14 protein-coding genes and 1 other RNA gene are annotated in these 21,430 nt (G+C 41.2%); 3 read left to right on the top strand and 12 right to left on the bottom strand.

What is annotated here, in order from left to right; genetic code table 11:
• Positions 1–339: 339 nt before the first annotated feature.
• From L1264_RS19445 to L1264_RS19475, 7 genes are all read right to left on the bottom strand, one after another.
• Positions 340–2,271 carry an ATP-binding protein gene (locus L1264_RS19445; RefSeq protein ID WP_235404422.1) on the bottom strand — a complete coding sequence of 644 codons (1,932 nt, stop codon included), beginning with the start codon at positions 2,269–2,271 and terminating at the stop codon, positions 340–342.
• Positions 2,268–2,711, bottom strand: coding sequence for a hypothetical protein (locus L1264_RS19450; protein WP_235404424.1), 444 nt, complete (start codon positions 2,709–2,711; stop codon positions 2,268–2,270). The genes L1264_RS19445 and L1264_RS19450 overlap by 4 nt, the downstream gene beginning before the upstream one ends.
• 1 nt (position 2,712) lies before the next feature.
• Positions 2,713–3,915, bottom strand: coding sequence for an ABC-three component system protein (locus L1264_RS19455; protein ID WP_235404426.1), 1,203 nt, complete (start codon positions 3,913–3,915; stop codon positions 2,713–2,715).
• 745 nt (positions 3,916–4,660) lie between these two features.
• Positions 4,661–7,549 carry an aminomethyl-transferring glycine dehydrogenase gene (gene gcvP, locus L1264_RS19460; RefSeq protein WP_235404428.1) on the bottom strand — a complete coding sequence of 963 codons (2,889 nt, stop codon included), beginning with the start codon at positions 7,547–7,549 and terminating at the stop codon, positions 4,661–4,663.
• A gap of 199 nt (positions 7,550–7,748) precedes the next feature.
• A complete protein-coding gene (gene gcvH / locus L1264_RS19465) occupies positions 7,749–8,138 on the bottom strand; it encodes a glycine cleavage system protein GcvH (RefSeq protein ID WP_062570365.1) in 390 nt (129 codons plus the stop codon).
• An 88-nt stretch (positions 8,139–8,226) separates the two neighbouring features.
• Positions 8,227–9,309, bottom strand: a complete 1,083-nt coding sequence (gene gcvT / locus L1264_RS19470; protein ID WP_054560755.1) for a glycine cleavage system aminomethyltransferase GcvT — start codon at positions 9,307–9,309, stop codon at positions 8,227–8,229.
• Positions 9,310–9,489: 180 nt separating this feature from the next.
• Positions 9,490–10,089 carry a hypothetical protein gene (locus tag L1264_RS19475; RefSeq protein WP_062570363.1) on the bottom strand — a complete coding sequence of 200 codons (600 nt, stop codon included), beginning with the start codon at positions 10,087–10,089 and terminating at the stop codon, positions 9,490–9,492.
• Positions 10,090–10,213: 124 nt separating this feature from the next.
• Between L1264_RS19475 and L1264_RS19480 the strand changes: the two genes are divergently transcribed.
• Together L1264_RS19480 and L1264_RS19485 are read left to right on the top strand one after the other, a co-directional pair.
• A complete protein-coding gene (locus tag L1264_RS19480; RefSeq protein WP_054560757.1) occupies positions 10,214–11,059 on the top strand; it encodes a LysR family transcriptional regulator in 846 nt (281 codons plus the stop codon).
• Positions 11,060–11,863: 804 nt separating this feature from the next.
• Positions 11,864–14,014, top strand: coding sequence for a TonB-dependent receptor family protein (locus tag L1264_RS19485; RefSeq protein ID WP_199526746.1), 2,151 nt, complete (start codon positions 11,864–11,866; stop codon positions 14,012–14,014).
• 576 nt (positions 14,015–14,590) lie between these two features.
• Here the strand turns inward: L1264_RS19485 and nagP are convergent.
• The 5 genes from nagP to L1264_RS19510 all read right to left on the bottom strand — a co-directional run bounded on the left by nagP (position 14,591) and on the right by L1264_RS19510 (position 20,366).
• Entirely contained in the window at positions 14,591–15,895 is a 1,305-nt protein-coding gene (gene nagP, locus L1264_RS19490; protein ID WP_055198117.1) for an N-acetylglucosamine MFS transporter NagP, read from the bottom strand.
• Between the two features lie 208 nt (positions 15,896–16,103).
• Entirely contained in the window at positions 16,104–17,270 is a 1,167-nt protein-coding gene (locus tag L1264_RS19495) for an FAD-dependent monooxygenase (protein ID WP_199526745.1), read from the bottom strand.
• A complete protein-coding gene (gene ubiH, locus L1264_RS19500; RefSeq protein ID WP_199526744.1) occupies positions 17,267–18,448 on the bottom strand; it encodes a 2-octaprenyl-6-methoxyphenyl hydroxylase in 1,182 nt (393 codons plus the stop codon). The genes L1264_RS19495 and ubiH overlap by 4 nt, the downstream gene beginning before the upstream one ends.
• An 8-nt stretch (positions 18,449–18,456) precedes the next feature.
• On the bottom strand, positions 18,457–19,782 hold the full coding sequence (gene pepP, locus L1264_RS19505; RefSeq protein WP_199526743.1) for a Xaa-Pro aminopeptidase: 1,326 nt from the start codon (positions 19,780–19,782) through the stop codon (positions 18,457–18,459).
• 20 nt (positions 19,783–19,802) lie between these two features.
• A complete protein-coding gene (locus L1264_RS19510) occupies positions 19,803–20,366 on the bottom strand; it encodes a UPF0149 family protein (protein ID WP_135925810.1) in 564 nt (187 codons plus the stop codon).
• Between the two features lie 194 nt (positions 20,367–20,560).
• On the opposite strand from L1264_RS19510, the gene ssrS reads away from it, so the two are divergent.
• Positions 20,561–20,744, top strand: a non-coding RNA gene (gene ssrS, locus L1264_RS19515) — 6S RNA.
• The last annotated feature ends 686 nt before the right edge of the window (positions 20,745–21,430 follow it).

A 21,430-nucleotide genomic window follows, 5' to 3' on the forward strand; every position in this document is an offset into this window, starting at 1 on the left:
AGAAGAAGAAATTTATAACATCAGTTACTGGAAAAAGCAGGAGTATTGAATTATTGATTGAAAAAGATCAGTTACCTGAATTTAAGTAGGGGCAACTGATCAAAATATATGTGAAAGAGTACTAGGTGCTAGGTGCTAGGTGCTAGGTGCTAGGTGCTAGGTGCTAACAGCATAATGTTGGTTTGGATTTGTAAAGGGGTTAGGCAAAAAGAAAGACCTGATCACTTTTCTCTAACTTTCTCCAACAAAAAAGCCGTTGCATTGCTGCAACGGCTTTTTGACATTTGAATTTAATTGATTACAACTAATAAAGTTTGTGACAGTTTCGCTAGGCTTTTTTTAGGGCTTATCGGCCAAATTTGCATCACTTATCAACCCTTTTTCGCCGTATTTTTCAGTCTTATCAAATCTTTTCACTAAAAAGTAATCATCCTCATTCAAAGATGTAGCAAGATCATTATCAACTACGATTATTTGATAGCTGTCTTTTAATGCAATCTCATTCAAATCAACCATTGATTTATAAATCTGCTCGTAAATAGCTGGATCTGATAGACTGCTATCATCTCCATCTTCCCTTGAATATTTCCCTATATTTTGTCCTGGAGTATCCAATAATAAAGTTGCTGGTAAGTACCCTCCATTCTCAAGGAGGTATTTTAATCTAGAAATGTACAAGTACACCGACATTAAAGTCCTAACACCACCCGAAGATATTTTAGAGTAAGTTCTTTCTCTAAAGTTAGGCATAAACTTTTTGTCTATTGAGGAACCGTAAATTCTGGTCAGCTTAGAGCAATCCATAAGATTTTTATAATGTGTAGAAAGCTCCTTAATTATATCATCTGTAGATACTAACTGAGACTCTACTTTTTTAAGGTCAGTTTTCAGCTTTCCAATATGTATTTCTTTACTTCTAATTCTGGAATAAATATCCTCAAGCTTTTGAACTAACTTTGAATTCCTCTCAATCTCTACAAGTCTTTCGGATAATGATCGCCTTACAGCCTCAGCCCTCGAAATCATTTCAATTATTGGAGATAGTGATTCTAAATTATTCTGTTCAAAATCATATCTAACTGTGCTTAATAGCTTCTTCCTTTCAGTAATATTTTGATCTAATAAGGTAAGATCCAACTTAATTTTATCAATTGCCTTAGAGCAACCAGACAGTCTATTTTTTACGGAGCGCTGTTCAAATTCCAGTTGTTCATTAGTGAGAACCTCGTCATCTAGTTTTATGGCACCACTACATGTAGGACAACTAACTTCTTTTTGGGTTAACTCATGAACACTTAACGAATCCCTCAATATAAGTGAATCTTTAATACAACTAAGATCCTTTTCGTAAGAAGCCTTGAGTCGTTTATAGTCGGTTAGTTTTGCTTTTATTGCATACCTACTGTTTTCAAGATTCTGAATGTTTTCAACTAACTCTTTTATTTCAACGCTGAACTTATCTGAAGTAGATGAAGCAAGTTTACTATTTGTTTTTAGTAATTGGATTTCTTCATCAACAGCTTCTAATTCCACTTTCAATTTAACTGCATCTTCACCTGAGTTTATTTTAGAGTTAGTTGCAGATAAAAACTCATCAATAGACTTTGCTTTGCTGGTAAGTGCTTTAAAAGCTTCGGCTTCTTTTTTGATTTCTTCACTCAATTGCGCTAACTGATCATCATGGACACCATAAACAAATTTCTGTACTTCTACATTTCTGTTGAATAAAGGGCCATTAGCTAAATCCATTAAGTTGTCACTTGCGACACGCTTTTGTTTTAAATGAATTAGCTTCATTAAATCTCGAAAGCTCAACCGACTACTATTTGAGTCATCTTTGTATTTTGATTGTTTAAGCTTTACTTTTGGAATGTCTAAGTAATCAAGTAATATATCTGAAACCCAGCCATCAGGCTCTTGACCTTCGGAAGATGCAGAACATAACAAAGGGTAATGATCATTAATATTTGCATAGGAACATTCATACACCTTAATTAGGTTTACTTTATCTCCTAAAACTCGATTTAACGTTATTACTTTTTGGTTGATTGAAACCTCTAAAACTACACTTCTACCGTATAGTTTAATTTCGTCATTATCTAAGTCACCAAACTTACCACCTAAAGCAAAATCTATAAGGTTAAGAATACTAGATTTACCTGAATCAAGATCTCCCCAAATCAAATTCAATCCAGATTCAAATGTGCATCGATATTCACGCTCAACACCTACTATTATTAGCTTTTTAAATTCCATTTTTATTTTATTCATGAATTCTCCGATACAAGGCTTACTAGTTTGCTTTCGTTAAGTGCTGCGAGCTTCTTCAAGATCGATATATTTTTATCTAAGAATTCTGATGAAGATTTGAAGTCAGGTAGTTCAAGAGCCTCAATCATGCCTTCATCATTGAGGCGCACCTTCTTGGACTCAGTCAAAAGTAAAAAAGGTATTATTGCATCACTCTTGCTTTTGATATCAGAAAATTGATAACCATTTTCATAAAGATCCTGTTGGTAACCATACACACTGCCTAAATCCATAGCATTTGAAATTTTCTTTAAAAGCATTGGATTATTAACAATGAAATACAACAACTCTAACTTCTCTAGAGTCAGAATTTTTCGTCCACTTCTATTTTCAGATAAATTATGAATTAGAAATGATACTAAAAAAACTCTATAAAACCTTTCGTTTCTATAATCAAACAAATCATCTGACCTCATTTTCAATTGAGTCTATTGTTACACTATCACACCAATTTACATCCAAATTTAAGCGATTAGACTCCTGATGCAGAATTCCTTTTTTATGAAGAAAATTAAGGTACTCCACAAGGCAATCTAAAGAACTTTTATCTAATTCAACTATTTTACTATGAATCTCTTTAACAACTTCACTATTTGATTTCACACCTTTACAGGAGCTATAGGTTCTGTACAGACTTATAATTTTACTTCTAAGTTCTTTAAAAACCTCTAGTTCATTTTTCTTAGCAGATTTCATAATAAGCTCTGCATGGAAAAAAGACTCTTTCGCATCTTCTATTAGCCTTTCTTCTACAGATGCTAATACCATTTTAATGACAAAAATTTCTTTATCGTATGAGTGCACATCTGATTCATATTCAACTTGAGTTAACTTTTTTTGTCTATGAGTATGAAGTATCTCCTCTAGATATTTACTTACTACTTTGTAAGTTAAATCCTTAGAGCTTGATGGCTTGCAAATTTCACTATGGCTAACTTGCAATGTTTTAGATTTGAACTTTTTAACCGTATTCGGGGTAGCACTTAACTTTCCAACACACTCGTCATGTAGCGCTTCTACGTAGTAGCTTTTTGGCAAGTCATCAAAGCTTTCAACCCAAAGATCATTTAATGTTGTCATATCTTCATTTAAAGGTTGTAGCTCTCTAGCATTCACATTAATAGGGCCAAGGATTACAGCAGGAAATGATCCTCTGTGAGGTGTAGCCAAAGAAATATAACCAATTACTGGTATTTGAATATCTTCATATTCTTCAGCCAAGTGATTTAAGATAAAGTTTTTGCCAATAAGCCCGCCCATACTATGGCAAATAAATACTATACTGTCATAGTTTGCACTTTCGACTTCCAGAAATGTTGCCAACGAATTTGTTAGTGAATTTATGGATGAATTTTTTCTAATTTTTGGTTTGTTAAAAAAAGAGCCTGTATATTTATTAATTAAACCTACAAATGAACTCCCCAAAACATTTTGAGTAAGGTTGACAATTTTTGTAAAGTAGTCGAACTCAATTACATCAATTTGATCGCTTATTTTGCTATCGGCTTGCAATAACTCAGAAAAACTAGCCCCATTTTCATCATTAACCCAAGTACCACCTCCACCAGTGAGACCATGAATCATAACGACAAGAGTTTTACTCATTTTATTAGCTTCCCTAATATAGTAATGCTAGGTATTGCTAATACAAAGTGCATCCCAGCTAATTAATTTACTCTTTAATATCAATAAAATATCATACATTAAATATAAGGGAAAACATGTAAGTTATTCGATGTGTTGGCCAGAAAATACTAGATGTACTGTTGATAAGTCGATAACCATATGAAAAACCTGCAATCATAACTGTAAAATATATGAATTCCTGTTCATTGAGTGTGTGAGCTATGGCATGATTAACCTGTTCATAGATACAGGAATTTTGAATGGCACAAAAGATCTTCAAATCGAGAGTTAATTTACTGGGTAGTTGCAAAGGAATTGTGCTCGGACAGCACTCTCTCAGAACACATGGTCAGGTCTTGCATTTCAACTTTACTCTTACATCTTCACGCGAAATAAATTTCACGTCTACGGTAGCAGGTTTAGCCTAAGCTATGTGCAGGCACAAACTAGCTTATATACGTTTTCCCCTTGCTAACTCGCTCCCTCGCTAACTTGTATTCTTAATCTAACTTCTAACCACTGATATCTAATAACTCTTTTTTCTGCGTTAAAACGCCTCCTACAACACGCATCTCGAAACTCGTTCCTCGCGACTTTCCCCTCGCAACTCACTAACTTGTATTTTTAATCTGACAGCTGACGGCTGAAAGCTGATAGCTTTTCTCCAACAAAAAAGCCGTTACATTGCTGCAACGGCTTTTTGGCATTTGAATTTAATCAAACCTTAGTCACGGTATGTCTCAACCGCTGGGCATGAACAAACTAGGTTACGGTCGCCGTATACGTCGTCGATACGGGTTACTGTAGGCCAGAATTTGTCTTTTGCTACGCTTGGTACTGGGAATGCTGCGTAGAAACGGTCGTATGCACGATCCCACTCATTGCCTAGTACGTCTGCTTGTGTGTGCGGTGCAAACACTAGCGGGTTGTTTTCAATTGACCATTCGCCAGATGCGATACGGTCGATTTCTGACTTGATTGACACCATTGCTTCGATGAAACGGTCGATCTCAACTTTAGACTCAGACTCAGTTGGCTCAATCATTAGTGTGCCAGCTACTGGGAATGACATAGTTGGTGAATGGAAGCCGTAATCTTGTAGACGTTTAGCTACGTCCATTTCTGTAACGCCTGTTTGCTCTTTAAGTGGGCGTAGGTCAACAATACACTCGTGCGCAACGCGGTTGTTACGGCCACGGTATAAAATTGGGTAGTGCTCGCTTAGCTTCTCAGATAAGTAGTTAGCGTTCACGATAGCCATTTCTGTTGCTTGTTTTAAGCCTTCAGAGCCCATTATGGCAATGTATGCCCACGAGATTGGTAAAATAGCTGCTGAGCCGTAAGGAGCAGCAGAAACCGCACCGTTACCGATGTTTGTGCCAGCAACATTAATTACGCTGTGGTTAGGCATAAATGGCGCTAGGTGAGATTTAACACCGATAGGGCCAACACCTGGACCACCACCACCGTGTGGAATACAGAATGTTTTGTGTAGGTTAAGGTGCGATACGTCAGAACCGATTGAACCTGGGCTTGTAACACCTACTTGCGCGTTCATGTTTGCGCCGTCCATGTACACTTGACCGCCGTGCTGGTGCACGATGTCACAGATTTCACGAATTGTTTCTTCGTAAACACCGTGTGTAGATGGGTAAGTGATCATGATACAAGATAGGTTTTCAGATACCTCTTCGGCTTTCGCTTTAAGGTCTGCCATATCAACGTTACCGTTTTTATCACAGTCAACAACCACGATTTTCATGCTTGCCATTTGTGCAGACGCTGGGTTTGTACCGTGCGCTGAACTTGGGATCAAACATACGTTACGGTGACCTTCACCGCGTGACTCGTGATATTTACGAATCGCGATTAAGCCTGCGTATTCACCTTGTGCACCTGAGTTAGGTTGTAGTGAAACTGCATCGTAACCTGTGATGTTTACTAACCAATCATGTAACTCAGTCATCATGATTTGGTAACCCGCTGCCTGATCAAGTGGGCAGAATGGGTGTAGGTTTGCAAACTCAGGCCAAGTGATTGGGATCATCTCAGCTGTCGCATTAAGTTTCATCGTACATGAACCTAATGAGATCATTGAGTGGTTAAGCGCTAAGTCTTTGTTCTCTAGGCGCTTGATGTAACGCAACATTTCAGTCTCGCTGTGGTACGAGTTGAAGTTAGGGTGCGTTAAAATTTCGTCATCGCGTACTAGGCTTGCAGGAATTGAGTTGCTGCCGTTTACTTCGATTTCGTTTGCTAGTGCGTCAACGCTTAGGCCGTGATCTTCACCTAAGATGATGTCGAATAACTCAGCTACGTCTGCACGAGTTGTTGTTTCTGATACAGAAATTGAGTATTCTCCTGCGCGGTTAGACGCAAAGTTAACGCCGTTTGCTACTGCACGTGCAACGATTTCGTCTTTGTTATCTGCAACAACAGTTAGCGTATCAAACCATGTATCGTGCTTAAGGTTTAAGCCTTTTGATTTTAAGCCAGCCGCTAAGATGTCTGCAAAACGGTGGATACGCTCAGCGATAGTTTTAAGGCCTTGTGGACCGTGGTAAACCGCATAGAACGCTGCCATGTTCGCTAGTAGTACTTGCGCTGTACAGATGTTTGAGTTGGCTTTTTCACGACGAATGTGTTGTTCACGTGTTTGCATTGCCATACGCAGTGCGTCGTTACCTAAACGGTCTTTAGAAACACCGATAATACGACCAGGTAGTGAACGCTTGTACTTGTCGCGTGTTGCGAAGAATGCAGCGTGTGGACCACCGTAACCCATAGGTACACCAAAACGCTGTGCTGAACCAAGCACTACGTCTGCACCTAGCTTACCTGGTGCTTTAAGCAGTAATAAGCTCATGATGTCTGCAGCAACACAGGCAATCGCTTTTTTGCTTTGTACGCCAGCGATTAAATCGGTTACGTCTGTAATTTCACCGGTTGTTGATGGGTATTGGAATAAAGCACCAAAAATGTCGTGGTCTAGTGCTTCAGCTGCTTTGCCAACTATAACGTCAAAACCGAACTGCTCTGCACGTGTTGCAACAACGTCGATTGTTTGTGTGTGCACGTCATCAGCGATGAAGAATGCATTTGCTTTAGACTTAGCAACACGCTTTGCAAGGCCCATTGCTTCTGCTGCAGCCGTTGACTCGTCAAGTAATGACGCGCTTGCTAAATCAAGACCTGTTAGGTCTAGGGTCATAGTCTGGAAGTTTAATAATGATTCTAAACGACCTTGTGCAATCTCTGGTTGGTATGGTGTATACGCAGTGTACCAGCCTGGATTCTCAAGTACGTTACGTAAAATTACGTGTGGTACGTGAGTTGGGTGGTAGCCTTGACCGATGTATGATTTGAACACTTTATTTTTGCTTGCTACTGATTTTAAGTAGCTTAGTGTTTCAACTTCAGTGCGGCTTTCGCCAATTGATAAACCTTGCTCTAAGCGAATGCTTGCAGGTACCGTTTGACCGATCAGCTCTTCAACACTCGATACTCCAAGAGCGCTCAGCATGTCGCTTACTTGCGCTGGGCTTGGCCCAATGTGACGGCGAATAAAATCTTGCTTTTGCTCTAATTGTTCAAGAGATTTGGCGTTTGACATTTGTCCAGATTCCTATGATCCAAAAAAAAGTGGTTACTGCCAATGGGTAACTGGCAATAACTTAAAAACGTGTTGATTTAGTAACTTACAGCGTATGGAAACGTAAGCTATAAAATCATAAAAGCCCCTGTGAAACCCAAGCTACGCATTTAATTAGCTGGGGATCTAGACGGGGCTTTTAGTCGGCGTGACTAATTAATTAGTCTTCGTCGATTGTGTTAGCGTAGCCTTCAGCGTCTAACAGGTTATCAAGCTCTGATGTGTCAGATGCTTTGATACGGAATAACCAACCGTCAGTGTACGGGTCGTTATTTACTGTTTCAGGCGAATCTTCAAGATCTTCGTTGATTGCAACGATTTCACCACCGATTGGTGCGTAGATGTCTGATGCTGCTTTTACAGACTCAGCTACTGCACAGTCTTCACCCGCGTCAACTTCGTCACCAACTTCTGGTAATTCAACGAATACCATGTCGCCAAGAAGTTCTTGTGCGTGCTCAGTGATACCTACAGTAAACGTACCGTCACCTTCGTCGCGAACCCACTCGTGTGAAGTAGCATATTTTAATTCGCTTGGGATATTGCTCATCTTTTTGTTCCTTTGGTTCTGTTACCAATCATGCTAACAACTCAACATGATTGGCATTATTAGGTGATAACACCAAATTTTTTATAGTTTAGATAACTGATTTGCCGTTACGTACAAAGCAAGGTTTAACAACCTTAACGTTAACCAGTTTTTTACGCATCTCTACTTGGGCTGTTTCGCCAGTTGAACGCGGAACGCGTGCTAGCGCAACACTGTGACCAAGAGTTGGTGAGAATGTACCAGAGGTAATCACCCCTTCACCACCTTCAACGATGACTTTTAAACCGCTACGCAATACGCCTTTTTCTTCAAGCACTAAACCAACTAGTTTGTCTGTGCTCTTGTCAGCGCGTTGCTGTTCTAATACTTCACGACCGATAAACTTACGATCTTCTGGCTCCCATGCGATTGTCCACGCCATGTTTGCAGCAAGTGGAGAAACACTTTCGTCCATATCTAGGCCGTAAAGGTTCATACCTGCTTCAAGACGTAACGTATCACGTGCACCTAGACCAGCTGGCGCTACGCCTGCGTCTAGAAGTTGTTGCCATAAATCAGCAGCTTGATCGTTAGGTACTACGATTTCATAACCATCTTCGCCAGTATAGCCTGTTGTCGCAATAAATAAATCACCTGCCTGCACACCAAAGAAAGGCTTCATACCTTCAACAGCAGCTTGTTGCTCTGCGTTAAGTACTGTTGCTGTTTTAGCACGTGCGTTAGGGCCTTGAACGGCAATCATTGCAAACTCAGGACGCTCAGTAACCGTTACGGCGAAATCAGCCGAAACTTTAGCTAAATGCGCTAAATCTTTTTCACGTGTTGCTGAGTTAACAACTAAACGGTAGTTCGTTTCTGAGAAGAAGTAGATGATAAGGTCGTCAATTACGCCGCCTTCTTCGTTAAGCATACCTGTGTAAAGTGCTTTACCCGGTACAGTTAACTTAGCAACGTCGTTTGCAACTAGCTTACGTAAGAACGCTTGTGCTTGCTCGCCTTGAATATCGACAATAGTCATGTGAGATACGTCAAACATACCTGCATCTGTGCGAACCGCATTATGCTCTTCGATTTGTGAGCCGTAGTTGATTGGCATTTCCCAGCCGTGAAAATCAACCATTTTTGCGCCAGCTTCAAGGTGCTTAGCATGTAAAACTGTTTTAGAAGTCATAATATTCCTTCACTTTTAAATTAACCCACAAGTTGTGGGGCGTGGCCTCAATTTAATGAGGGGGAATAACATGGGCGGCGATTATACATTAGTTGCACAGTTGTCACACCCAAATTGCGATTTTGTAACTAAAAAACAGCTAAACACCCAAGTGCGTAGCTGTTTTAAAAATTTTATGTTTTAAGCAACGTTGGCTAACGCTAAATCAAAGCCGAGCTGCTGTAAGTGCGTTTGCCATTTATCAAGCTCTGCTTGGCGCGCCACCAGCTGAAATTGCTGTGTTGCTTGGTTATCTATGGCGGTAATGAATACCTCACCGCTTTGTGCACCATAACAGCTGCGCATGTCTGATAAACGCAGCCCAGGCGTTAGCTTAAAGCTGTCGACCAAGGCGTCAAACGCTTGCTCACCACTTAGGGTTAGCGCGCTTAAATCGTCACGCATTACATAATCAATGTCGTAACGAAGTTGTTGCTCATTAATAAGCGACTGTAATTGCACGCTGGCATCTTTACCTAACACAAAACGAAATGCGGTTTCGTTAAAGTAATACAGGGCATAAGCGTAGCTGCTTGTTAGGTCATCGTCTAATGAACTACGTAAGCCTAAACCGCTAGCGGTTAGCTTATTAATATCAAGACCTAAAATAGCCGTTAAAAATGGGATTGCTTCAGTGCCACTAAAGTCCATAATGGCAGTATCGTTATTAGCTTGTAGCACGTTGTCTGCTGGGGTCTCAGCTTGGCTGTGGCGAGCAAACATTATTGGCGTAAAAGTCATATGTGACACCTATCAATCATTAATGGCTGAAGTATATTGCGCCGTGCTAGCAACAACAAATTGTAATTATTTATCAATTGATAAATAATGCTTATATACATAGCCCTATAAATAGAATTTTTTAATGAAAAACATTTCTACCGATAGTTTACGTACTTTAGTCACTGTTGTTGAAGTTGGCGGATTTGCCAAAGCAGGTGAATTATTAGGGCTATCGCAACCGGCTGTGAGCTTACAAATAAAGCGCCTTGAAGACATGCTGGGCCATAAGCTGTTTAAAAAGCAAGGCCAGCGCCAAGTGCTTAATCAGTATGGCGAATTACTTATGCCATTAGCGAAGCAAATGCTGCAACAAAACGATGCTATTTTGCAGCAGTTCACTAGCGAAAACGTGACCGGTAAAGTGCGCTTGGGGATCCCCAGTGAATTTGCTGCACGTATTTTACCGTCGATCATTGGTGACTTCGTGGCCCTCTACCCTGATGTATCGCTCGAAGTGCGCTCTCGTTTGAGTAAGCATTTATTGTCGGTCTCGCGCCAAGATCAATTCGATTTAGTACTGGCATTAAACGAAGAGCTAGAATCTGCCAAATTCCCTATTTTTATGCAAGACCAACTCGTATGGGTGGGTGATTTAAACCTTGCACAGAACGATGTGGTAACGCTTGTAACCGCCCCCGAGGGATGTATTTATCGCCGCCGCGCAATCGAAGCACTACAAAGTGCGGGTATTAAATACCGCATTGCCTACAGTAATGCCGACTTAACCGGCCTAACTGCGGCGTTAAAAGAAGGCTTAGGCATTACGGTACTCGCAAAAAGCACCGTACCGAATGAGCTTAACTACCAACTACAAACCAAAGACCTCCCTGAGCTTGGTCAAATCGGTATTAGTTTAATTAAACGCACCGACGACCCCGGCACCGCCGTAGATAAACTCGCCGAATTCATCGCCCTACGTTTGACGTAGGTGTGAGTTTTCAAAATTGTAAAAACGATTTTATATCTCGTAATTCAATGAATACTCACAAAGAGGTATAGAGACGCTGCGTTTTAGAGGAAAGTAACTAATAGTTTTATTGGGTTACTCATTCACTTCTCATTATTTTCTCTTTGTGCAAAAGAATACTGAACCATAGAGAGCACCGAGGCGCTTCGCGCTACATAAAAAAAGTAATACTCACAAAGAGGAAAAGAGACGCTACGCTTTAGAGTTAAAACTACATAATCTTATGGTCTTTCTCATTCTTTTCTCATTATCTTCTCTTTGTGCAAAAAATAGTGAAACGTTGGGTTTCGCTCCTCTCTACCCAACCTACGAGCTAATAAATCAAGCACTGTAAGTCGTCATTTATGGCGACACATAATAGTTAAAATTGACGGGCTAAAGCCCGACCTACGACTTACCCGTTGATTTGAGGAATATCGCACGAAATAAATTTCACGCCTACAGGTGAGCATTTCAATTTAACTATGCGCAGGCACAATCTAACTAAAGGTTATAGCTTCTTTCTCCTTTACTCTTTCTAACTCGCTAACTTTTGAATCTGATAGCTGATGGCTCGAGACGTTGTGTTTCGCTCCGCCTATTAAGTTTTACTTAACACCACCCCAAACCCGATATCGTAATACAATACTACTGTATTTCTTATAAGTGATTTAATTCATAAACTTACAGTTCATACCTGTTTTATTACAAATAGGATTGATTCGCATTATTTTACATGTTTTAATTGCGCCGGTTAAAAAAATCTAAACATACACAGGACACACAATGACACCTAAGTTTATTGTTTCTACGCTTTCGACTGCGGTCGCTTTATCTTTAAGCGCTAATGCTTTTGCAAAAGATGTAACTAAAGAAGAGAAAAACTTCGAGCAAATCACTGTAATTGGCTCTGCATCTGCAATTAACGATATTCCTGGCTCTGCTACTTTTATTGATGAGCAAGAACTAGAAAAGTTTGAATATACTGATATCTCTCGTGTTTTAAGTGCTGTACCAGGTGTATATGTACAAGAAGAAGACGGCTATGGCCTTCGTCCTAACATCGGTATGCGTGGTACGGGTACGGGTCGTAACGACAAAATCTCAGTAATGGAAGATGGTGTACTTGTAGCACCAGCACCTTACTCAGCGCCTTCTGCTTACTACTTCCCTACTATGGGTCGTATGGAGTCAATCGAAGTACTTAAAGGTGCAGCTTCTGTTAAGTATGGCCCACGTACAACAGGCGGTGTTTTAAACTTAGTTTCTCGTAGCTTACCAACTGAAGGGTCTAAAGGTTTACTTAACGCTGAACTTGGTAGTGATGGTTTCTACAAAGGTCATGCTTACTTCGGTAAAAAGAAAAACAATGCTGCGGGCCTTGTAGAAGTATTTACTTACGGTGCAGATGGCTTTAAAGATTTACCAGTAGGTAGCGACAACACAGGCTTCGAAAAGAACGATTTCTTATTAAAGTTTGGCTTTGACTTTGGTGATAACGAAGCACACAGCCTAGAAATGAAGTTAAAGTACTCAGACGAGCGCTCTGACGAAACGTACATGGGTTTAACTGACGCTGATTACCAAGCAAACCCTTACCGTCGTTATGCTGCATCGCAAAACGATGAAATGAACACACAACACAATGCATACCAAATCAACTATGCATACCGTTTTGGTAAAGGTTACGAGCTACTTGCTACAGCTTACCTAAACGACTTCCACCGTAACTGGTATAAAGCAAGTAAAGTAAGCAGCAGCTACCTTGAGCAATACAGCGAGTTTGAAGCGAACCCAACAAGCGAAGGTATTGAAGGTGTTGGCGTAAAAGCGAATAACCGTGATTACCAAGCGAAAGGCTTACAAACTGAATTCCATATCCCAGCGGGCAACCACTACATCACTGTTGGTGCACGTTACCACGAAGATGAAATGGATCGTTTCCAATGGGAAGACAAGTACACGCTTAACCAAGACCTATCAATGACGCTTACAGAAAAAGGCGTTCCAGGTTCAAACAGCAACCGTTTAGATAGCGCAGAAGCGACTACCCTTTTCATTCAAGATGAGTGGTCACTTGATGCATTAGTTATTAGCGCAGGTCTTCGCTACGAAGACATCACAATCAAACGTGTTGAATGGGCTAAGTCTGATCCAAAGCGTGAAAATGGCCTAACAAAAGACATCAGCAACGACACTGAGATCTTAGTACCATCACTAGGTGCTACTTACACTGTAAGCGATAACCTAACGCTTCTTGCTGGTATTCAAAAAGGTTACGCTCCAGCAGCCCCGGGTAATGCGGATCAAGAAGAAGAAGAGAGTGTTAACATTGAGCTAGGTGGTCGTTACGATTACGCGGGTATTCAAGGTGAAGTAATTTACTTTAACTCTGACTACACAAACATGCACGGTAACTGTACTGCGGCTGTAGGTTGTAGCGATGACAACATTGGCGATCAATACAACTACGGTGAAGTATCTGTGTCTGGCTTTGAGCTAAGTGCAGGTAAAGTGTTTGCTACTAACGCAGCTTCGTTCCCTGTTCGCTTAACTTACACTTACACGGATTCTGAGTTCGACAACGCGTTTGAATCAGATCTTTGGGGTAGCGTAGAAAAAGGCGATGCAATGCCATACGTGCCAGAAAACCAATTAGCGCTTTCAGTGGGTGCTGAGTTCTCAAGCTTTGTATTCGATACGCAAATGCGTTATGTGTCTGATGCACACGCAGACTTAACTAGCTCAGGTCGCAATGCAATCGACAGCCGCGTGGTATGGGATTTAGCTGCTAAATACCTAATCGACGACAAACAAAAAGTATACTTAACAGTAGACAACCTGTTTGACAAAACCTACGTTGCAAACCGTGCAAACGGCGGTATTCAACCGGGTAAACCACGTACCCTACAACTAGGTTACAGCTACTCGTTCTAATAAAACGACTTAGCGAAATATCAAAAGCCGTGTGATGAAAATCCCACGGCTTTTTTGTGGGTGAGAGTTAGTGCGATTTTATATCGCGTGACTCAATAGATACTCACAAAGAGGATAAGAGGCGCTGCACTTTAAAGGAAAAACTACATAACTTTATGGTCTTTCTCATTGTCTTCTCATTGTCTTCTCTTTGTGCAAAAGAATATTGAAACGTTGGGTTTCGCTCCGCTCTTCCCAACCTACGAGCTAATGAATCAAGCACTGTAAGTCGTCATTTATGGCGACACATAACCGCTAACATTGACGGGCTAAAGCCCGACCTACGTGTTGCTTTTGTGGTTAAATAAGCATCGCGCGAAATAAATTTCACGCCTACGGATGAGAATTTCAACTCTTTTGTTTTCAATCTGATAGCTGTCGGCTGAAAACTGATCGCTCCAAACCTTGGCTTACGCTACGCTCTACACAACCAACAAGCTTCTTTCTCCTTGAAAACTCGCTAATTTTTACACACAAAAAAGCCGCGGTGATGGGCGTACCGCGGCTTTGTCTAACTTGAAAAATCAGTTTGCTGGGTTACTTCCAGCTTCTCATCTTATGGCCTTTTAAGGCGTAGAATAAAATGAATACATAACTTGGGATCATAACGATGTAAGCGCCTTGTGCGCCTAGGCCTGCTACGTTTCCTAAACCGATTAATAATGGGCCTAGTGCACCACCTGCAATACCCATGATCAATAACCCTGATGCGGTGCCTGTTAAGCGACCTAAGCCAGCTAAAGCCAGTGGCCAAATTGCAGGCCAAACCATAGCATTAGCAAAGCCTAGTAACGCAATGCATAACAATGGGTCTGGTAATTGTGGGCCACCAAATGGCACTAATAATAGGTTTGAAATAATGAACGAGTCATTGCTGCCAAGCACCACTAACAACACGGTAATAATACCGGCAATACCCGACATTAATAACGCCGTTTGTTGGCTCATAAAGCGTGGAATAGTTAAAATACCAATTGCGTAACCAATCAACATACACGCCATGGTGTAAGAGGTCATAACTGAGTAGTCAGCAACGCCAATTTGTAATGCGTACGAGCCAATGGTGTCTGCTGCAATAACTTCAACAGCAACGTATAGCGCAATCCCCACTACACCTAAAACTAAGTGAGGGTGTGCTAGGGTTTCTTTAATTTCGCCTTTGCCGTTTGATGTTTCGTCTTCATCAAATACTAAATCAGGCAATGGTGCAAATTTGGCAAATGCTGCAAATAACATAATTAAAGCGGCAATCAACACATAAGGCATGATTAGGCTATTTGCCATAATGTCTTTTTGTTCTTGCGATAATTTACCTGCGCCATCAACAACACCGCTTACAACTACAGCGGCAAAAATAACAGGCACAATAACACCCGCAAATTTGTTTAATAAGCCCATGATACACACCCGCACAGCGGCTGATTTCTCAGAGCCCATTTTAACCACGTATGGGTTAACAGCGGTTTGTAGTACGGTTTGTCCAACACCTATCATTAATTGTGCAAACAAAAAGATTTCGATCATTTGCAGTTTCGCAGCGGGAATATACATCAGCGCCGATAAAGCCATAATCGCACAGCCAATCGCCATACCATTCTTATAACCAACGCGCTTGATCAGCATAGCCGATGGGATACCGGCAACTGTTACTGCAATATAAAAAGAAGAGATGATAAACGAAGCTTGTAACGGCGAAAGCTCAAGCATTTGCTGCAAAAATGGTGTAATTGCACCATTAAGCCACGTTATACACCCTAAGATAAAAAACATTGAGCCGGCCAATACCATTGGCAGCCAGATGCTTTGTTTTGTGTTGTTGTCACACTCAACCGTTGCTTCCATAATTGTTCTCTTAGTTTAATTATTTTTATTTGGTTGGAAACTAGTATACAACTCAACAGAGCTGTTTAATTTCCATACCAATCACAAAAATTTAATCATACACTAACAAAAATGACAGCGCTATCATTTTGCGTTCATATAAGTGCAAAAAAGCCGCAGCTAATTGCTTAGCTGCGGCTTAAACTAAATAGTAACAACTAGTTAGATGCTATTTACCAATCGCTTCTTTGGCGAACAAATGTTTAATTGGGCCAAGGTTATCAACTAGGCTTAAACCAACACCACGTACGAGTTTTTTCAGTGGGTTAGCGCCTGAAAATAACTCTTTTAAGCCTTGCATCATGGCAATGTGTTTTTGTGCATCAAGCTTGCGAGTACGTTCATAATCACGCAGCGTGCGTACACTTGCAAACTCGCCTTGCTCATTACTTAATAGCTCAATTAAATAAGCGGCGTCTTTTAGGCCAAGGTTCATACCTAAACCAGCTAATGGATGAATGGTATGCGCTGCATCGCCCATTAATACCACTTTGCCCGACACCCACTGCTGGGCATAACGCATCTTAAGTGGAAACGCCATGCGCTCACTTTGCACTTCACATAAACCACATTGGCCATCGAGAGCTGCCATGACCGCTTTATTGAAGTTGTTATCATCAAGCGCTAAAAGTGTGTCGCAATGCTCTGGGTTTGTTGACCAAACAATTGAGTGCGTATTTTTATCTGGCAAGGGTAAAAACGCCAGCGGCCCGGTTGGCAAAAACACTTGGCGTGCTGTGTTGTTATGCTCATCAGCGGTTTTAACCGTGGCAACAATGGCGTGATGATCATAATCTTTAAAAGTAATTGGCATGTTGAATTGCTTGCGAATAGCCGAGTTAGCGCCATCAGCCGCCACTAATAGTTTAGCAATCACAGGCTCGCCGCTTTCAAGAGTAATAAACACATCAGAATCAGTTTGATGAATTTGCTGGTAGCGGGTTTCGAACAATAAAGTGGCATTACTTTGCTTTTCAAGTTCGCTAATTAAAGCGTAGCGAATAATGTCGTTTTCGACGATATGACCCAGCTGCGGTAAGTCGAGATCGTTATGATCAAAATGAATTTTGCCAAAGCTGTCTTGATCACGTACATCCATCGACGTATACGGTGTAGCACGTTGTTTAATGATCTCTGGCCATACATTTAATGACTCAAATAAGCTCTGACTAGCCAGGCTTAATGCGCTCACGCGAAGTGCGTAATCATCACCCGGTAAAGTTTGATTTTTACTCGCATCAATCACCACAACGCTGATATCTGCTTTTGCTAAACCAAGTGCTAGCGTAAGGCCAACACAGCCACCACCGACAATACAAACTTGTGCTTGTTTCATATCCGTTTACCTTGCTTAACCTGACCCATAAGCTGTTTTGCCAGTGGGGTTTTTAACGAGGAGAATAAATCCATTGAGAAAAGACCAATGCTGCGACCAAGCGCAAGCAATCGCGATGAGTTTGAGAACAAACGCACTAGGCTGTCTGTGAGTGTCATCACGGTAGTAATATCTTTACTGCGAGTTTGGCTGTAATAACGAGTAAAAGCGTAATCGCCAAGGTCGCTTCTATTTGCCATATCACACAATAATTGAACATCACGTAGCCCTAAATTAAAGCCCTGTCCGGCAATTGGGTGGATTGCATGGCCTGCATTACCAATTAATACTGTACGGTGGTTGCTCAGTGATTCTGCTTTACCGTACACAAGCGGATAACTTGCACGCATACCGACTTTACTAAATGAGCCACCGCAATAACCAAATGCTTTTTGCAGCGCAGTTAAAAAGGCATCATCTTCAAGTGCCATATGGTGCTCAATTTGCTCAGGCTCCATACACCATACCAGTGAGTATCGGTTGTTACTCATTGGCAACAATGCCATTGGGCCGTGCTCGGTAAAGCGCTCAAAGGCATGATGATGATGACCACCAGCCACTTCGATGTTGGCAATAATCGCCGCTTGCTGATAAGCACGAGTATTAAACTCAATATTAGCCAGTTTACGACTTTGCGAATGAGCGCCATCAGCAATCACCACAAGTTTTGCGCTTAACTGTTCGCCCGAGTTTAGCGTGATGATGGCACAGTCGCTTCGGTATTCAAGCTTGGCAACCGTATCTGGGCAAAACAAACTAACATCTGTACGCGTAAGTTGCTGATGAAGGCTGCGCCCAAATGGGTTCACTTCGACCACATAACCAAGGGCATCATGACCATATTCTTGGCAATCAATATGCGTTTTACCAAAATGACCACGATCAGATACGGTTACTTTTTCAATCGCTGCTGCAAATGGCGCATGGCAATCAAAAGCATTGATTGATTTTAAGTACTGAACAGACTGCTGAGCCAGCGCAATGCTTCTATCATCAAAGCTTGGGTGATAGTCTGCGCTTACTTCATTTGCTTCAATTACAGCGATTGATAACTGTTTATTGCTCTGTTTTAGACCCAGAGCACAACTTGCTCCCGCCATTCCACCGCCGATAATGACAACATCAAACTGCTTTGCCACGCTTGCTCCTAGCCTTTATTTGCTTGCATCACTGCTTCAATGTCACTAATGGTTTTAGGAACCGAAATGGTCAGGTTTTCATGGCCATCTTCAGTGACAAGTAAGTTATCTTCAATACGAATACCGATGCCTTTATATTGCTCTGGTGCTTTTGCATCTTCGCTAATATATAAACCCGGTTCGATAGTTAGCACCATGCCCGGCTCAAATACGCGCTCTTTTTCATCAAGCTTGTATTCGCCAACATCGTGTACGTCTAATCCTAACCAATGACCAAGACCATGCATGTAAAACGCTTTGCATGCTTGGTTTGCCATAAGCTCATCAAGCTCGCCGGTTAAAATACCTAAATCAATAAGTCCTTGCGTTAATACCGTTGAAGCCAGTTCATTGGCTTTAGATAAACTACCGCCCGGCTTAACTTGGCTAAATGCTGCTTCTTGGGCTGCTAATACAATGTTGTAAAGCGCCGCTTGTGGTTCGCTAAATTTGCCATTGATTGGGAAGGTGCGTGTAATATCTGCCGCATAACCTTCAAGTTCACAGCCAGAATCAATTAATACTAAATCGCCATCTTTTAGCTCAGCATCATTTTGTGTGTAGTGCAAAATGTTGGCGTTGTCGCCACTGCCGACAATCGTGCCATAAGCAGGGTGACGAGCACCATTCATTGCATAATGATGATGAAGCTCTGCTTCTAATTGGTATTCAGTTGCGCCTGGTTTGGCAAACTGCATAGCGCGAATATGCCCTTGTGCACTAATTTCGCACGCTGTGCGCATAATGTTTAATTCTGCATCAGATTTAAACAAACGCATCTCATGCACTAAACCACGAATATCTTTAATGGTATGTGGGGCTTTATAGCCTTTTTTAGGTGCGCTGCGAAGTGTGCTTAATAAACCCCAAATTTTTGCATCGAAATTTGCGTAAGTACCTTGTGCATAAAATAAAATCTGCTGGCCGTTCACCAAATCTAATAATTGTTCATCTAGTTCACTAAGTGGGCACGTTGCGTCGAATAAGTACTCAGATTTAGCTTTTTCGAAGCCAATTCGACGGCCATGCCAAATTTCAGCTAGTTTGTCTTTGTTACGGCAAATAAGCGTACTTGGTGTATCGCTCGAAGGGCAAAGCACTAAAACTGCATCTGGTTCGTTAAACCCAGTAAGATAGAAAAAGTCACTGTCTTGGCGAAATGCATATTCAGTATCACGACTGCGTGTTACTTCTCCAGCAGCTGGAATAATAGCCACGCTGTTTTTATCCATCATCGCAAGCAAGCGCTCACGACGGGCTTTAAATTCAGCTTTATCGATAGCAATAGACGACATGCTAAACCTCTGTAATTTGATTAGTGAAGGGTCTTTTTAGTGCTTTTTCCTACAGGCTCTTTACCTAGCTCAGCAAAACATAGCAATGCAGAAACACGCACATACTCAATCACTTCGTGCAGTGCTTGGCTGTCTTCTTCGGTCTCTTCAAACATGGTGTCTAGGCGGGTAATTTCACTAAAGTCGCTGATCACTTCTTTCACATCAGCTGATAACTTGCCGTAATCTTTTTGTTTTAAACCAAAACCAAGCATAAAACCCGATACCCAAGATACTAAGCCATTGGCTAAATCGATCAGTGTTTCATCATCGCTTGGTAAAAATAGGTCAAACTGAAATTCTTCATCACTAAAACTGGCAACAACCTGAGAATACACATCAGCAAAAAATGCTTTTAAATCTTTACTAAAAGCTTGGCCATCGTTGAATACATCACTTAATAAACCTAAGTACTCGTCGGCTTCGATATTGATGCCACAGGCTAATAAACCACTTATCACACCATGGGCTTCTGACGGTGCGACAAAAATTTCATTTTTTTCTAATAACAATTGGGCTTGTTGGTAATCAGGTAACGTGCTCATAACTTTTTCTTTGTTCGGCTAAGTAACGTCATGCTACCACTCGATAAATCGCAACTCCAATTAATTGTATGATTGAGGTCAAAAAGCAATCTGAAAAGTAAATAAGCAGTTAAAGGTGGGGAAAAACTACCCGAACGATCCGCTTTTTTTGCTTCTATGGTTTAAGGATTGAAACTTGTCTTATATACTGAAGGTGTTCCCTAGGGTGCAGGAGCTTGGTTAAGTCCCTGAGCCGATAAATTTTATGTTAGGGTTTCTGTTCGTTTACTATTGTGCAAGCTCGGCATGTACCGAGAAGCCTACGGTAGACCGCAGATCCCCGCCCTGAAACCTCAAGGTTTCAGGACTGACACCGGGCACCGCATACTTGGGGAACACCATTTCTATTTAGTTTCAAGCTATCAGCTATCAGCTATCAGCTATCAGCTATCAGCTATCAGCTATCAGCTATCAGCTATCGAAAATCTTCCATGTAGTTTTTCTTTTATACAAGAGCTTATTATTCTTATTCGCGCGAAATAAATTTCACGCCTACGGTACTAACTTTACTCTTTCCCCTTGCTAACTCGCTAACTTATTTTTATCTGACTCCTGACGACTAATATCTAATATTTCCTATGTGTTGGGTTTCTCTCTACTCTAACTAACCTACGAGCTAATGAGTCAAGCACTGTAGGTCGTCATTTATGGCGACACATAATCACTAACATTGACGGGCTAAAGCCCGACCTACTACTTACCCGTTATTTAAGAAATATCGCGCGAAATAAATTTCACGCCTACAGTACCGGGTTTAGCCATAGCAATGTGCGGGCACAATCTAACTTTACTCTTTCCCCTTGCTAACTCGCTAACCTTATTCTTTTAAACAAAAAACGCGGGATAAATCCGCCGCCACATCGTTACCTGTCGCAGCGGGTTTACCCCGCGTCCTAGAACCTAGTACTCTTTCACATATATTTTGATCAGTTGCCCCTACTTAAATTCAGGTAACTGATCTTTTTCAATCAATAATTCAATACTCCTGCTTTTTCCAGTAACTGATGTTATAAATTTCTTCTTCT

The organism is Pseudoalteromonas sp. APAL1 (assembly GCF_021532475.1).
Taxonomy (GTDB): Bacteria; Pseudomonadota; Gammaproteobacteria; order Enterobacterales; family Alteromonadaceae; genus Pseudoalteromonas; species Pseudoalteromonas lipolytica_C.